This window comes from uncultured Tessaracoccus sp. (assembly GCF_947255005.1).
GTDB lineage: Bacteria > Actinomycetota > Actinomycetes > Propionibacteriales > Propionibacteriaceae > Arachnia.
On sequence record NZ_CAMYFI010000019.1, the window covers coordinates 15,586 to 29,730 of the forward strand.

Annotated in this window: 15 protein-coding genes and 1 other RNA gene; 4 read left to right on the top strand and 12 right to left on the bottom strand. The window is 65.1% G+C overall.

The annotated features are described in order from the left end of the window. Nucleotides 1-18 precede the first annotated feature (18 nt). Nucleotides 19-864 (top strand): type I methionyl aminopeptidase, encoded by an 846-nt coding sequence (gene map / locus Q0X61_RS05975; protein ID WP_297741302.1) that lies wholly within the window; start codon nt 19-21, stop codon nt 862-864. Between the two features lie 609 nt (nt 865-1,473). On the opposite strand, the gene rnpB is transcribed toward map, so the two are convergent. Beyond that, nucleotides 1,474-1,837: RNase P RNA component class A (gene rnpB / locus Q0X61_RS05980), an RNA gene on the bottom strand. 66 nt (nt 1,838-1,903) lie between these two features. On the opposite strand from rnpB, the gene Q0X61_RS05985 reads away from it, so the two are divergent. Next, nucleotides 1,904-3,235, top strand: coding sequence for a TrkH family potassium uptake protein (locus Q0X61_RS05985; RefSeq protein WP_297741304.1), 1,332 nt, complete (start codon nt 1,904-1,906; stop codon nt 3,233-3,235). Continuing rightward, complete coding sequence (locus tag Q0X61_RS05990) at nt 3,228-3,917, top strand: TrkA family potassium uptake protein (RefSeq protein ID WP_297741306.1); 690 nt, start codon at nt 3,228-3,230, stop codon at nt 3,915-3,917. The genes Q0X61_RS05985 and Q0X61_RS05990 overlap by 8 nt, the downstream gene beginning before the upstream one ends. On the opposite strand, the gene Q0X61_RS05995 is transcribed toward Q0X61_RS05990, so the two are convergent. The 7 genes from Q0X61_RS05995 to cobC form a co-directional block, all read right to left on the bottom strand. Beyond that, on the bottom strand, nt 3,918-5,351 hold the full coding sequence (locus Q0X61_RS05995; protein WP_297741308.1) for an RNB domain-containing ribonuclease: 1,434 nt from the start codon (nt 5,349-5,351) through the stop codon (nt 3,918-3,920). It abuts the gene before it with no gap. A 7-nt stretch (nt 5,352-5,358) separates the two neighbouring features. Then, nucleotides 5,359-6,093, bottom strand: coding sequence for a zinc ribbon domain-containing protein (locus tag Q0X61_RS06000; RefSeq protein ID WP_297741310.1), 735 nt, complete (start codon nt 6,091-6,093; stop codon nt 5,359-5,361). A 53-nt stretch (nt 6,094-6,146) separates the two neighbouring features. Then, nucleotides 6,147-7,496, bottom strand: coding sequence for a phosphoglucosamine mutase (gene glmM, locus Q0X61_RS06005; protein WP_297741350.1), 1,350 nt, complete (start codon nt 7,494-7,496; stop codon nt 6,147-6,149). A gap of 262 nt (nt 7,497-7,758) precedes the next feature. Next, nucleotides 7,759-8,283 (bottom strand): 30S ribosomal protein S9, encoded by a 525-nt coding sequence (rpsI, locus tag Q0X61_RS06010; RefSeq protein WP_297741312.1) that lies wholly within the window; start codon nt 8,281-8,283, stop codon nt 7,759-7,761. Between the two features lie 19 nt (nt 8,284-8,302). Beyond that, the gene (rplM, locus tag Q0X61_RS06015) at nt 8,303-8,746 is read right to left on the bottom strand and encodes a 50S ribosomal protein L13 (protein ID WP_297741314.1); all 444 of its coding nucleotides are present in this window, start codon (nt 8,744-8,746) and stop codon (nt 8,303-8,305) included. A 188-nt stretch (nt 8,747-8,934) separates the two neighbouring features. After that, nucleotides 8,935-9,846, bottom strand: a complete 912-nt coding sequence (cbiB, locus tag Q0X61_RS06020) for an adenosylcobinamide-phosphate synthase CbiB (protein ID WP_297741352.1) — start codon at nt 9,844-9,846, stop codon at nt 8,935-8,937. A 23-nt stretch (nt 9,847-9,869) separates the two neighbouring features. Next, entirely contained in the window at nt 9,870-11,024 is a 1,155-nt protein-coding gene (gene cobC / locus Q0X61_RS06025) for an Rv2231c family pyridoxal phosphate-dependent protein CobC (protein ID WP_297741316.1), read from the bottom strand. Here cobC and cbiT point away from each other — a divergent pair. Next, a complete protein-coding gene (cbiT, locus tag Q0X61_RS06030; RefSeq protein ID WP_297741318.1) occupies nt 10,923-11,495 on the top strand; it encodes a precorrin-6Y C5,15-methyltransferase (decarboxylating) subunit CbiT in 573 nt (190 codons plus the stop codon). The two genes, cobC and cbiT, sit on opposite strands and share 102 nt — an antisense overlap. 1 nt (nt 11,496) lies before the next feature. Here the strand turns inward: cbiT and Q0X61_RS06035 are convergent, their stop codons facing one another. The 4 genes from Q0X61_RS06035 to Q0X61_RS06050 are packed head-to-tail and all read right to left on the bottom strand — an operon-like array spanning nt 11,497 to nt 14,075. Further along, the gene (locus tag Q0X61_RS06035) at nt 11,497-12,291 is read right to left on the bottom strand and encodes an energy-coupling factor ABC transporter ATP-binding protein (RefSeq protein WP_297741354.1); all 795 of its coding nucleotides are present in this window, start codon (nt 12,289-12,291) and stop codon (nt 11,497-11,499) included. Then, the gene (gene cbiQ / locus Q0X61_RS06040) at nt 12,288-13,046 is read right to left on the bottom strand and encodes a cobalt ECF transporter T component CbiQ (protein WP_297741320.1); all 759 of its coding nucleotides are present in this window, start codon (nt 13,044-13,046) and stop codon (nt 12,288-12,290) included. Before cbiQ ends, Q0X61_RS06035 begins: the two co-directional genes overlap by 4 nt. Before the next feature lie 2 nt (nt 13,047-13,048). Continuing rightward, on the bottom strand, nt 13,049-13,396 hold the full coding sequence (locus Q0X61_RS06045) for an energy-coupling factor ABC transporter substrate-binding protein (RefSeq protein WP_297741322.1): 348 nt from the start codon (nt 13,394-13,396) through the stop codon (nt 13,049-13,051). Then, the gene (locus Q0X61_RS06050; RefSeq protein WP_297741324.1) at nt 13,389-14,075 is read right to left on the bottom strand and encodes an energy-coupling factor ABC transporter permease; all 687 of its coding nucleotides are present in this window, start codon (nt 14,073-14,075) and stop codon (nt 13,389-13,391) included. Before Q0X61_RS06050 ends, Q0X61_RS06045 begins: the two co-directional genes overlap by 8 nt. Nucleotides 14,076-14,145 lie beyond the last annotated feature (70 nt).

Sequence of the window (14,145 nt, forward strand, 5' to 3'; positions counted from 1 at the left end):
AAGCGCTAGGGTGAATCTGTGAGCATTATTACCCCGCATACCGTCTCCCCCGTCCGCCCAGTTCCCGCGTCGATCACCCGCCCGGAGTACGTCGGCAAGGAAGGGCCAACCCCATACACCGGTTCGCATGTGCAGTCCGACGACGTAATCGAACGCATGCGGGTGGCGGGCAAGATTGCTCACGACGCGATGCACGAAGCTGGGAAGGCCGTCGCGCCCGGGGTTACCACCGATGAGCTCGACCGCATCGCGCACGAGTACATGCTCGACCACCACGCCTACCCCTCTTCGTTGGGCTACCGCGGTTTTCCGAAGTCGATCTGCACGTCGGTGAACGAAGTTATTTGCCACGGTATTCCGGATAGCCGCCCGCTCGAGGACGGCGACATCGTGAAGATCGATTGCACCGCGTTCTACGACGGTGTCCACGGTGACAACTGCTACACCTTCCTGTGTGGCGACGTGTCTGAGGAGCACAAGCTGCTCGTCGAACGCACGCAGGAGGCGCTCAACCGTGGCATTAAGGCCGTGAAGCCCGGGCGGCCGATGTCCGTGATTGGGCGAGTGATCGAAAGCTACGCCAAGCGCTTCGGGTATGGCGTGGTGCGCGACTACACCGGCCACGGCGTGCACACGCAGTTCCACTCCGGGCTCGTGGTGCTGCACTACGACGAGCCACGTCTGGCCACGCGCATGGAGCCGGGCATGACCTTCACCATCGAGCCGATGCTCACGCTCGGCAACTACGAGTCGGAGGTGTGGGACGACGACTGGACCGTCACCACCCTCGACAAGTCGTGGTGCGCCCAGTTCGAGCAGACCCTGGTCGTCACCGACGATGGAGCCGAAATCCTCACCGCCTGAGCCGCTCCCGACGCTCGCCTCCGCCTCCCGGTCATCGAGTAGCGGCGAAGCCGTGTATCGAGATGCACCAAACAAAACTGCAAAACTCGCCAACAGACGGAACTGTCCCCGCTCAGCTGAGCGTGAGGCATCCAGCTGTTGGCGAGTTTTGCAGTTTCTTCCTCTGATGATTGAGCCGCGGGCGCAGCCCGCGAGTCGAAATCATCTGCCAGATGTGGCTTCGATACGCGAGCTACGCCCGCTACTCAACCACCGGTGCTGATGCGACTGCCCCCGACCGTCGAGTAGGGCCGCAGGCCCGTATCGAGATGCGGCAACGGGTTTCGGCGCGCCACACCCGATGATTGAGCTGCTGCCGAAGGCAGCGAGTCGAAATCATTCCCCGACGAGCTTCGGTGGCAGAAATGCGCCCAAACATGGACGGTAATCTGCCACCTAAGCGGGTGTGGTTTCGATACGCGAGCTTCGCTCGCTACTCAACCACCGGGAAACAGCCGGTTTCGGCACGCAGCGACGGGGTTTCGACACGCGCCTACGGCGCTACTCAACCAGCGGATGCGGGCTACTCAACCAGCGGAAGGAGCAGCGCCCAACCGCCACGACAAGGAAGGGACGAGCCGGCCTATAAGCCGGGTCCTGTGGTCGGTGATCATCTATCTAAGGCGGCGCGTTGCCGCGGCGCTCATGCAACCTACCCGGGCACCTCGCGCGAGCAGCGCTCTGGCGGTGTCCGCAGCCGGTAGAACCGGCCTTCTTGGTCTTGCTCCAGGTGGGGTTTACCAAGCCGTCCCAGTCACCTGTGACGCTGGGGGTCTCTTACACCTCCGTTTCACCCTTACCCGTTGCCGGGCGGTCTGTTTTCTGTGGCACTGTCCCGCGGGTCACCCCGGGTGGGCGTTACCCACCACCTTGCTCTACGGAGCCCGGACTTTCCTCAGCCCCTCCTCGGGGCCGCGATCACCCGGCCGACTCGTCCGTCGAACAATTCTACCCGCACCCTCTAGAAGCATCACTCCCGAACGGCGTAGACTGCCCAGTTGTGGCTCTTCCCTTCAGGGGCTCGCGTCCGACGCGCACCATCCTGTTCGGTTTCTTACTGGCGCTCATCCTTGGCACCGGGCTGTTGATGCTCCCCCTCTCCACGCAGTCCCCCGGCGGCATCCCGCTCCTGCCAGCGCTTTTCACGGCAACATCGGCGTTGTGCGTCACAGGACTGTCCGATGTCGATGTGCCCACGTTCTGGACCCCATTCGGGCATGTCGTCATCATGATTTTGATCCAAATCGGTGGTTTCGGAGTCATGAGTTTTGCGACGCTGCTGGGGCTGCGCGTGATGAGGAAAATCTCGCTGGGCAGCCGAATCACCGCAGCGACGGAAGCACACGGATCCGTCGGCGGGCTGCGCCCACTCCTGCAACGCGTCCTCGTCACCGGCCTCGTGATCGAAGGCATCGTCATGGCGCTACTCACCGTCAGGCTGCTCGCGCTGGGGTACTCCGTCGGAGATTCTCTCTGGTATGGGATGTTCCACGCGGTGTCGTCGTTCAACAATGCCGGATTCTCGCTGTTCCCCGGCAACATGACGCCCTTTGTCGGCGACTGGGGCATTTGCCTTCCCATCATGGGCGCCATCATCGTCGGTGGGCTCGGCTTCCCCGTGCTGCACCAACTCACCAGAGCGTACCGTCACACACACCGATGGACCATGCACACCCGCATGGTGTTATTCGGCACTGCAGTACTGCTCGTGCTCTCATCGCTCTACGTCACCGTGCTCGAATGGAACAATCCGAACACGCTCGGCGAGCTGCCCTGGCGCTCCCGCATCCTCGCAGGGGCGTTCCAAGCCGTCCAGACTCGCACCGCCGGCTTCAACTCCGTCGACATCGGCTCCCTCCACGATTCGACGCTATTCGGCATGGACATGTTGATGTTCATCGGCGGTGGTCCCGCGGGCACCGCCGGCGGCATCAAGATCACGACGTTCTTCGTCCTGCTGTTCATCGCTTGGGCAGAAATCCGGGGCGACAGTGCCGTCAACATCTTCGGCCGTCGCCTTTCGCGCTCGCTCCACCGACAGGCGATCACCGTCGCGCTGCTCGCCTCCGCCGTCGTCGGATTGGCGACGCTCGCACTCCTCGTGCTCTCGCCGTTCTCGCTCGACCAAGCACTCTTCGAAGCCATCTCCGCGTTCGGCACTGTCGGGCTCTCGACGGGGATCACGGCGCAGCTCAACCCCGCGTGCCAGCTGATCCTCGTCGGGCTTATGATCGTGGGGCGACTCGGCCCCATCACCGTCGCCACGGCACTCGCAACACCCACCACGAAGAGGCACTATCAACTTCCCAAGGAAAGGCCGATCATTGGTTAACAGACTCTCCAGGCGTTCTGTCCACGACAAGCGCGCGGACTCCGTCGCCATCATCGGGCTCGGCCGTTTCGGCGCGTCGGTCGCTCTTGAACTCATGAACATCGGCGCGGAGGTGTTCGGCATCGATGCCGACGAAGAAGTTGTCCAGCGCTTCAACGGCCAGCTCACTAACGTCGTACAGGCAGACACCACCGACGAGGTCGCCCTCCAGGAACTCTCTCTTGCCGAGTTCGATAAGGTCGTGGTCTCTATCGGGTCGAAGCTCGAGGCCAGCATCCTCACCTGCTCGCTGCTGCTCGACATGGGCGTACCCGACGTGTGGGCGAAGGCGACGAGCATCCCCCACGGCCGCATCCTCAGCCAGCTGGGCGCCCACCACGTCGTCTACCCCGAGACGGAGATGGGCAAGCGTATCGCCCACCGCGTCCGCGGCGCGTTGCTCGACTTCATCGAGATCGGCACCGACTTCGCCCTCGTGCGCACCGTGGTACCGGCAGCACTTGCGGGGGGCACCGTGGACGAAGCGCTCATCTGGCGGAAATACCACGTGAAACCTGTGGCCGTGAAGTCGCCGTCGCTTGGCTGGATGCCCATCGTGAGCGACACCATCGTCAACGAGGGCGACCTCATTCAGGTCGTCGGCAAGATCAAGCAGGTCGAGGAGTTCGCCCGAGTCAAGTGATTAGTTCACCCGGGTGAGTTTCACGTTCCCCCGCTCCACGTCGACACGGTCGATGCGCACGCGAATCACCTCGCCGACATCGCTCGGCTTTGCCGTCACGGCAAGCTCGACCGCAGACTCAAAGATCTGCACGACGCCCCGCTTATTCTTGGGATTCACGTCGACGAGAACGCCCTCCATCGTCTGTCCCTCGCAGCCCGCGAGCACCAGCGCTTCCGCAATATCCATCACACCGCGCTCGTACGCCCGCGCGAGCCTTCCCGAATCTCGCATCACCTCGGGAAGATCATCAAACCCGTCCAGCGCCCACTGCGGAATATCCTCGCCTTGCGAATGAGCCAAGCAGATTTCCAGCACATAGCGGTCAACCAGCCTGCGCAGGGGCGCCGTCGTGTGCGTGTAAGGTGCGCCGAGTGCGGCTTGGGCGAGGTCCCCGTCGGGCGCACCACCTGTGAAGGTGCGGTAGTCGGCGCCGCGGAACAACACGGTGCACTTCATCAGCACCGCCAGTTGCTGAGGATCGTTCGGATCGAGACGTCGCACAAAGTCAGGGTAGGTTTCCGCGTCGTCCCACGGAACGCCGATGGTTGCCGCCGCGCGCTTGAGCCGTCGGACGGATTCTGGTTCGGCTGCAGGGAGCGTTCGCAGCACCCCAGCACCGCCGTCGATTTGCATCTGAGCCGCCACGAACCCCGTCAACAGCGAGATCTGTGCGTTCCAATCCTCGACAGGGTGCAGCGCGCGAAACGCGAGGCTCCAGCCTTCGTCAGACTCTAGAATCTCTTGCTCCGGCAGGTTCAGGGAGATGCCGCCCCGCTCCTGCTCCAACTGTTGGCGCAGCCTACCCACCTCAGGCAGCAGCGCGATGCTCGGATGCGCGCGGCCAGCGTCGATATCGGCCTGCACCTGGTCATAGTTGAGCTTGGCACGGTTGCGCACTACCGCACGCTCGACGGTGGCTTCTCGCACCCGGCCCTCACCGTCGAGATGGTGGCTCCACAGCACAGCCGGGCGGGACTTGCCGTCGGCCAGCAGCGACGCTGCGTCCTCCGACAGCGCCGGCGGATGCAGCGCAATGCGGGCCCCCGGAGCGTACAAGGTCTGCCCTCGGCGGTGTGCCTCGACGTCGATTGGCGACCCAGGCTGCACCCAGTGTCCCACGTCAGCGATGGCGTAGTGCACGACGAAACCGTCGTCCTCCCGTGCAATGTGCAGGGCCTGGTCGAGGTCCATCGACGACGCCGGATCAATCGTGACGAACTCGACGTCCGTCCTATCGACGTGCGCCTCACAGGCGGGTGGGTGCTGACGCAGTTGCTCCGCCTGGGCGAGCACGGTCTTCGGGAACTCTAGTGGCAACTCCAGCTCGTGCTGCAGTTTCGCTATCGCGGAGCGCGCCTTCGTCGGCACTTCGTTGAGGCGATGGTGGCGCATGACAAGCTCATTGCTCCTTGGTGCGTACCAGGATGCGATCGCACTCCGGGCAGCGCAATACCGCGTTGGCGGGAGCCTGCTGGATGTCGTTCAAATCCGACACGTTGAGCTGCAGCCGGCAGCCTCCGCACCGCCCACCGGTGAGTGCGCCCGCGCCCGAACCTGACGTCGCCCGGATCTTCTCGTAGAGGTCGAGCAGTGAGCCCTGCAGTTTCGCCGCGAGCTCCTTACGAGATTGAGCGATGCCGATGGCCTCCGCTTTGAGCTCTGCCACGGCCGCATCCCTGGCAGTGACCTCGTCGCGCAACTGCTGCTCGACGGCTTCCTTCTTCTGGGCAAGCTGATCGCGGTGCGCTGCCGCTTCCTCGGCTCTGCTCATCGCCTCCAGTTGCTCATTTTCCAACGTGGCAATGCGCCCGGTGAGATGGTCAATCTCGGCGACGAGCCCCTGCAGTGCCTTCGCGTCAGTGACGCTGCCGTCGTGGAGGCGCTGCTGATCGCGCTCGAGCCTGGCGCGCACCGGCACCAGATCCGCTTCCGCACGGCGCGCAGCCACGTCCAGATCGTCGGCATTGGTGGTGGCTGCGGTGAGCGTGTCCGCGAGTTCCCGACGCTGTTCCATCAGCGAAGCGATGGCCTGATGCTGCGGCAGCGATTTCGCGAGGTGCGTCACACGAGCAAGGGCGGAGTCGAATTCGGCCAGCCGCAGAAGTTCGCGCTGTATCGCTGGTTCGGCGTGCATCGGTTGATTCCTTTTCCCTGTTGGATTGTGGTTGTTCTACGGCGCTGGAGGTGTTAGAGCGTGAGGCGTTCGCGCACGACATCGGCCAGCGACTCCGCGATGGAGTCTGCCTCGTCCTGCGTGGGAGCTTCCACCATCACGCGCACCACCGGCTCCGTGCCCGACGGACGTAGCAGGACGCGCCCCTTGTCACCCAAGCGAATGGAGGCGTCTGCGACTGCGCGGTTGACGTCGTTATCGACGCCCGCGCGCAGCTTGTCGACGCCCCGAACGTTGATGAGCGCCTGCGGAAGCACCGTCATAACCTTCGCGAGTTCCGCGAGCGGCTTGCCCGTCTTCACCATCCGAGCCGCCAGATGCAGGCCCGTGAGGGTACCGTCGCCGGTGTTGGCGAACTCGTTGATGATGACGTGCCCGGATTGCTCACCGCCGAGCGCGAAACCGTTGGCGTTCATAGACTCGAGCACGTAGCGGTCGCCCACCTTGGTTTGGTCGACGCGGATGCCGTGCTCGCGCATGGCGTTCACCAAGCCGAGGTTGCTCATCACGGTGGCAACGAGCGTGTCCGAGATGAGCCGGTGCTCTTCCTTCATGGCGACCGCGAGGATCGCCATGATCTGGTCGCCGTTGACGAGATTGCCGTCCGCATCAACTGCGAGGCAGCGGTCCGCGTCTCCGTCGAGGGCGATGCCGAGGTCGGCACCCACCTCCTTCACCCGCGCCATGAGCGACTCCATGTGGGTGGATCCGCAATTGTCGTTGATATTGATTCCGTCTGGATGGTTGTGCATCGGGATGACCTGCGCGCCCTTGGCTTGAAAGGCCTCGACCGCGGTGATGGAGGCCGCCCCGTTGGCCGTGTCAATCACGACGGTGAGCCCCTCAAGCGAGGTGTCGCCGAGGGAGTTGGTGAGGTGATCGACGTACTTTTGGTGGAGGTCGAGGTCGGAGCGAACCCGGCCGACCGCCGCGCCCGTGGGGCGCTTCCAGTCCTCGCCCAGGTGCGATTCGATGGCGTCTTCGAGATCGTCGGCGAGCTTCACGCCACCGCGCGAGAAGAATTTGATGCCGTTGTCAGGCATGGCGTTATGTGATGCGGAGATCATCACGCCCAAGTCGGCGTTAATCTCGTCGACAAGGAACGCGACGCCTGGCGTCGGAAGCACGTCGACGAGCACCACGTCGATGCCTGCGGACGCCAGCCCCGCGACGACAGCGGCCTCCAGGAATTCGCCGCTGGCGCGCGGGTCGCGCCCCACCACGGCGAAGGGTTTCGTGCTGCGAAGCGCTCCGGCCTCACCCAAGATGTGTGCAGCGGCGACGGAGAGATCGAGCGCCAGTTCTGCTGTGAGTTCGACGTTGGCGGTGCCGCGTACGCCGTCGGTTCCAAAAAGACGTGCCATAGAACCCAACAGTACTCGCGATACCGCGTCCTTGGCGAGGAGGCCACCCGGCACCCACAGCGCAAACGCAGCGGTATCGACGGTCAAAACTGCAAAACTCGCCATCAGTGGATGCCGTCACGCGGGAGCTGAGCGCGAGCGCTGCAACTGATGGCGAGTTTTGCAGTTTCCTCGTGGAAGACAACACCCGGAGACGCAAACTCAGAAACACCACTGTGGGGCAGGCCCTTGCCGGACCTGCCCCACAGTGAATGAGCGTTGATCAGCGCTTGCTGTACTGAGGTGCCTTGCGGGCCTTCTTGAGGCCAGCCTTCTTGCGCTCGGGCACGCGGGCGTCGCGGGTGAGCAGTCCGGCTTTCTTCAGCGCGGGGCGTGAAGCCTCAGCGTCGACGGCATTCAGAGCGCGGGCGATAGCCAGGCGCAGAGCGCCTGCCTGTCCCGACGGGCCGCCGCCAACGATGCGGGCCACGACATCGTAGGAACCAACGAGGCCTGCAACGACGAAGGGCTCGTTGATGGCCTGCTGGTGCAGCTTGTTGGGGAAGTAGTCTTCCAGAGTGCGGCCGTTGATGGACCACGAGCCGGAACCGGGGATGATCCGGACGCGGGCAATAGCCTGCTTCCGGCGGCCGACGGCCTGACCGGGGGCCACGACGGCGGGCCGAGACTGGGCGCCTTCAGCGGCGGCCGGGTTGGAATCGGAGCGGTAGGCGATCTCGCGATTCTCTTCATCGGTGAACGGCGTGATCTCGCTGCTCACGGTCTCCTCGACAACTTCAGTGCTCATATATGTCTCTGCGCTCTCGTTACTGGGCGATCTGGGTGATCTCGTACGGCTGCGGCTTCTGCGCAGCGTGGGGGTGCTCAGGGCCGGCGTACACCTTGAGCTTGCCGATGAGCTGACGCGACAGCTTGTTCTTCGGCAGCATGCCCCACACCGCGCGCTCGACGGCCTTGCGCGGGTTCTTCTCAAGCAGCTCGCCGATGGAGGTCTGCTTCAGCCCGCCCGGACGACCGGAGTGAGAGTAGCGCATCGACTTCTGAGCCTTGTCGCCGGTGACGGCGATCTTCGACGCGTTGACGACAATGACGAAATCGCCGCCGTCGACGTGCGGGGCGAAAGTGGCCTTGTGCTTGCCACGCAGCAACGTCGCGGCGGTTACCGCGAGACGTCCGAGGACGACATCCTCGGCATCAATCACATACCAGTTCCTGGCGATATCGCCTGGCTTGGGGGTGTACGTAGTCACGGACGCAGACCAACTTCCAGTTTGTGTACTTCTTGCCTTGGGATTGCGTCCCAGGGCACGTGAGCCAGCCCGCAGGATGCGCAACAGCTACCTACCCTAGATCAGGGAGGCCGATCGGTCAAAATCCGTGCAACGTCGCGCGAAGGAGTCTTCACGGGAGGCGTGGTTGCTGGGGGGGGCACGAGGCCTTAACGAGTGCGCTTACAACCCAGCAGCGCACAGGCGACACCTCCTGCTGCAACCGTAGCGAGTGAGACTAGCCTCGTCGACCGACGCACTGCCCTCGCATCGGGACGGGGACCGTCACCAAGCTGCCCTCGCTCCTCAACTCTCCCCCCGTAATAAATGTTGCGCCCGCCAAGCTGCACGCCAAGCGCGCCCGCCATCGCTGATTCACACCAGCCCCCGTTCGGGCTCGGATGCTTGGCGTGGTCACGTCGCAAGATTCGCCACGCTCGACGCGCCTTGCCACCGACGGCAGGCGCGAGCGCCGCGAACAGCAAGCCGGTAGCTCGGGCGGGCAGCAGATCGAGCACATCGTCGAGGCGCGCAGCCACTTTCCCGAACCGTTCGTAGCGGGCGTTGCGATGCCCGATCATGGCGTCGAGGGTATTGACCGCGCGATGCACCAACAGGCCTGGCACGCCCAGCGTCGCGCCCCAGAAGATTGATGCGACGGCCGCATCGGCCGTGTTCTCTGCCATCGATTCGATGGTGGCCCGGGCAAGTTCTGACGCATCGAGCACGTCGGCATCTCTGCCACACAAGTGCCCCAGCCGCTCGCGAGCACGAGGCAGGTCGTCGGCGTCGAGGGCGTCGGCCATGATGCGGCCTTCCCTGGCCAGGCTGGTGGCGCCGACCACGGCCCAGGTCGTGCAGGCGGTGGCGACCACCCGCACCCACGGCCACCGCCCCCCGGCGCACTCCACGACGGCGCCACCCACCGCGAGTGGGGCGAGCAGTGCCGCGACGTGCATTCCGCCGGCGCCCACGTCGTCGGCGTAGGTGTGCTCCTCGACACGGCTGGCCACAGTGCCGAACCACGCGACGGGGTGGTGCCGCGCGGGGTCGCCGAACATACGGTCCGCCACGAGCCCCATCGCCAAGCCAAGAGCACGCCACTTCATAACTGATCTCCATCCGCCTGCACGGCAGCAAAGGCGGCGGCGAGGCGCTCGTGCGTCCGCGGGGTGCGCACGGCCAGTCGAAGCCAACTAGGCCCAAGCCCCGGAAACGTTTCGCATCGACGCACCGCAAATCCTCGTGCGGCCAGCGGCTCGCGCAGCGATCCAGCCCCCATCGACGAGGTGTCCACCAGCACAAATGGGCTCTGCGACGGCGCCACCCACAGCCCGAGGGCTTTGAGACGCTGCACCAGGTCGTCCCGCGCCGCGGGAATCGTTGCGGCCTCGGCACACACGAAGGCGAGCGCTTCATCAGACGTGCACGCCTGCATCAGCGTGATGGCGGGCGAGGACACCGACCACGGCGTTTGCTCACCGCGAAGCCTCGCGATCAGATCCGGGCTTCCCACTGCGTAGCCCGCCCGCACCCCAGCGATCGAGAAGGCCTTCGTGAGGGAACGTGTCACCAGGAGCCCGGGCATCGCTGGCGCGATGAGGGAATGGTCGTCGCCCACTTCGTCGAGGAAGGCTTCGTCCACGAGCACCACCCGCCCGGGGCGAGTCAACCGTCGAAGTACGTCGACCGGATGCAATACCCCGGTGGGATTGGTGGGGTTGCCCACGACGACGAGATCAGCGTCATCGGGCACGTCGCTCGCGTTGAGCTCGAAGGGGCGCTCCAGCAGCACGCGCGACACGTGGTGCCCGGCCCGCCGCAAGGCCGCTTCCGGCTCCGTGAACTGCGGGTGCACCACCACTGCCTTGCGGGGCCGCAACGCGCGCGCCACGAGGGTGAACGCCTCCGCCGCTCCGCTGGTGGGCAGCACCATCTCCTCCGGCAGGCCCCATCTGCCCGCAATGGCAGAGATTGCAGGGGCGGGGTTGGGGTACGCCGCCCACGTCGCGACCGCGCGCACGAGCGCCTCCTGCACAAACGTCGGCGGCGTGGCCGCCCGCACGTTCACGGAGAAGTCTTCCAGCCCGTCTCCCAAGTCGGCGTCGCCATGGTGAAGTAGATCCGGCCTATCCGAATCCGTGGCACAATACCCGCGATGACTCACGCTTTCTCTCCCGTTCCCGGTCTGCCCGACGACGCGTTCGCCCACGATGGCCTCATCACCAAGCGCGTGGCTAGGGCCGCCGCGCTCGCGCACTTGCGCCCGTGCGGCGAGCAGCGCCTGTGGGATGTCGGCGTCGGCGCGGGCAGCGTGCTCGTCGAATGGCTTCGGGCCTGCCCTGACACCACAGGTATCGGCATCGAACGTCGCCCCGAACGTCTGGCGAACGCGCGCGAAAACCTGCGCCGTTTCAAGGTGGCTGATAGAGGCGAACTGGTGGCCGCAGACGCAAAGGACGCACTGGCAGCACTCCCCCCGCCCGATGCTGTGTTCATCGGCGGCGGATTGAGCGACGGTGTGCTCACCCAGTGCGTGGATCGGCTGAAGGCGGGGGGCAGGCTTGTGGCGCATGGGGTCACCGTCGAGGCAGAACTCCTGCTAGCTGAGGCGCAGGCCACCCACGGCGGGGAGCTCATGCGCATCGCGGTGGAGGTGGGCGATGCCATCGGCTCGTTCCGTGGCTGGAAGCCGCTGCGCACCATCACGCAGTGGGCCTGGCAGCGCTGACTCACCTCAGGCACCGCACCATTTCGTCGAGGCTTCGCGGCCGCGCATCGAGCCCCAGCTGACTCGCGAGTTCGAGCGGCCACGGCCTCGTGAGCCGCGCGGAAGCAAGCAGCTCAACGTCGTTCAGCACCTCGACGGGCTCCCCCACCGTGAGTTTTCCGCCGGCCACCACGGCAACCTGCGTAGCGATCCGCAGGGCCAGGTTGAGGTCATGGGTGGACATGACAAGCGTCGTGCCCAACTCCTGTAGGCGCTCCAAGATGCCCAGCATCTCTTCCACGCCCGCCGGGTCGAGGCCTGCGGTGGGCTCGTCGAGCAGCAGCACATCGGGCCGCATGGCCACGGCGCCGGCGAGCGCGACGCGTTTGCGCTCACCGTAGCTGAGCTGGTGGCAGGGCCGATCCGCGAGATGGGTGATGGACAGCAGCGCGAGCGTCTCGTCGACGCGCCGCAACACGTCATCGGGCTCCATGTTCAAGTTGGTTGGCCCAAACGAAACGTCTTGGCGCACATCGGCGCTGAACAGTTGCTCGTCGGGGTCTTGCAGCACGAGCTGGACGCGCTGGCGGTGCCGTCGAAGTGCAGCACGATTGTATTGCAACGGTTCACCATCGACGACGACGTCCCCCGCCGTGGGGCGCAGGCTGCCGCACAACGCGCGTAGCAAGGTGGTCTTGCCCGAGCCGTTGGCGCCGATGAGCAGCATCCGGCTTCCTGCCTCGACGCCGAGATCAACCGCGGAGAGCACCGTCGGGCCGCCATGATCCAGCGTGAGCCCGCGTGCCTCGAGTTTCATCGCCACGGCAACCACACTCCCAGTATCCAGATACCGGCGACCGTCAGCGCGCATCCACCGAGCATCGCCCAACTACGTTGCCTTGGCAGCGCCGTGGTGCGCAGCCCTTCCTCCATGCCGCGCGCCGTGAGTCCCTGCTCCAGCCGTTGAGCACGATCCCACGCACGCAACAACAAGGTGCCGGTCACTGCCCCAGCGCTGTGCAACGTCACGCGTCCGCAGCGTCGATGTTGGGCGTCCAGCAACGACGTGGCGGTGTCGAGCAGGATGAACAGCATTCGGTACGTGAGCGAGGCGATGTCCACCAGGGGGCCTGGAACCCGGTGGCGCCCCATCCAGTTGAGCAGGTCGGACATCGGCGTGGTGAGCGCCAGCAGCATCACCGCAAGGGTGCCGCATATGGCGTGTAGGAACAGTCGCCACGCCATGCTGACTGATTCGGGGCCGATGGAGAGCAGTCCTAGCCTCCAGTAGGCGTCGACGGGGTCTCGTCCCACCGAGCACAGCACGGAGATGGCTCCCACGCAGATGAAGCCGAAGGGCACCGCCATCGCGGTCACCACCATCGATGCGGGGATTCGCGCCGGCCCCAGGATGAGCGCGAGCGCCACTACTCCAGCCGCGACGGTGGCCCAGATGGACGGCACCGCCAGCGCGGTCACGACGAGCGCGCCGCTCCACAACACCTTCTCACCTACGCGATGACGCCGCCAGGGGCTTGCCCAAGCCGCGTCATCGAGCGCCAGTGTGGCCACGGTCAGTCGGCGTCTACCGTGCGTGGCTCGTCGACAGCGCCGTCTTCGTCGCGAGCCGCTTTGCGTCCGCGCAGGTTACCGAACGCAAACCCGACGATGCCCGCACCCACAGCTGCCTGAAGCGCGAACAACCCCGACTCCAACTCCCCGGAGCCAGGCTCGAAGATGGGCTGGAACCAGGGCTTAGCACCCTGTTCGTCCATGATGTCCACGACGACGGAGTCCGTGCCGGCGAAGCCTTCCTCGCCCTCCTCCACGGTCTTGCCGCCGAGGCTGAACGACACCACGAAGAGCACGACGATGCCCAACGCGCAGATCACACTCACCCAGGGGAAACGACGCTCAGACATGGACGGGCTCCTTCGGTTCGGCACGCAGCACGTGGAGACGGACGAGGTCAGATTTGGCGACGCGCGCCAGGAAACGCAACACGATCACGCCCAGGAGACCCTCCATGATGGCGAGCGGGATCTGCGTGATGGCGAACACGCTGAGGAACTTCGCGGCAGCCCCACCGAGCCCGCTCGTCGGGTCGGGGTAGGCGAGCGCCAGCTGCAGCGACGTCACGCAGTAGGTGCTGAGGTCTGCGAGGGCCATGGCGAAGAAGATGCCAACGTCTTTCGACCCGCCCAGCTTCCGCACGAGCACCCACGCCCCGTAGCCCACCCAGGGGCCGACGACGGCCATCGAGAAGACGTTCGCGCCGAGCGTCGTGAGGCCGCCATGGGCCAGCAGCAGAGCCTGGAAGAGTAAGACGATGGTGCCGAGGAAGGCCATCACGGGCGGCTTAAACAGCACCGCACCTAGACCTGTGCCTGTCGGGTGCGACGAGCTACCCGACACACTGGGCAGTTTGATGGCCGATAGTACGAAGGTAAACCCTGCGGCGGCGGCCAAAAGCAGTTTGTTTTCGGGGTTCTTGCGGGTTTCTTTGATGACTGCCGTGGCGCCATGAATGATGAAAGGCGCCGCTGCCACACTCCACCCGACGGCGTGGGCCACCGGCAGGTAGCCCTCTGCGATGTGCATCGTGCACGATCCTTTCCTCGGGATTACGCGTCCCGAATTAGGTCTGGTGGCGAGTTCCTGACTAACGCCC

What these genes read in the sequence shown, in the direction of transcription:
- Q0X61_RS06045 (WP_297741322.1), bottom strand. Translation starts at nt 13,396, where the DNA reads ATGTCTGAGCGTCGTTTCCCCTGGGTGAGTGTGATCTGCGCGTTGGGC.
- cbiT (WP_297741318.1), top strand. Translation starts at nt 10,923, where the DNA reads ATGACTCACGCTTTCTCTCCCGTTCCCGGTCTGCCCGACGACGCGTTC.
- Q0X61_RS06035 (WP_297741354.1), bottom strand. Translation starts at nt 12,291, where the DNA reads ATGAAACTCGAGGCACGCGGGCTCACGCTGGATCATGGCGGCCCGACG.
- Q0X61_RS06000 (WP_297741310.1), bottom strand. Translation starts at nt 6,093, where the DNA reads ATGCACGCCGAACCAGCGATACAGCGCGAACTTCTGCGGCTGGCCGAA.
- rpsI (WP_297741312.1), bottom strand. Translation starts at nt 8,283, where the DNA reads ATGAGCACTGAAGTTGTCGAGGAGACCGTGAGCAGCGAGATCACGCCG.
- Q0X61_RS06050 (WP_297741324.1), bottom strand. Translation starts at nt 14,075, where the DNA reads ATGCACATCGCAGAGGGCTACCTGCCGGTGGCCCACGCCGTCGGGTGG.
- glmM (WP_297741350.1), bottom strand. Translation starts at nt 7,496, where the DNA reads ATGGCACGTCTTTTTGGAACCGACGGCGTACGCGGCACCGCCAACGTC.
- Q0X61_RS05995 (WP_297741308.1), bottom strand. Translation starts at nt 5,351, where the DNA reads ATGCGCCACCATCGCCTCAACGAAGTGCCGACGAAGGCGCGCTCCGCG.
- cbiB (WP_297741352.1), bottom strand. Translation starts at nt 9,846, where the DNA reads ATGGGGCTCGTGGCGGACCGTATGTTCGGCGACCCCGCGCGGCACCAC.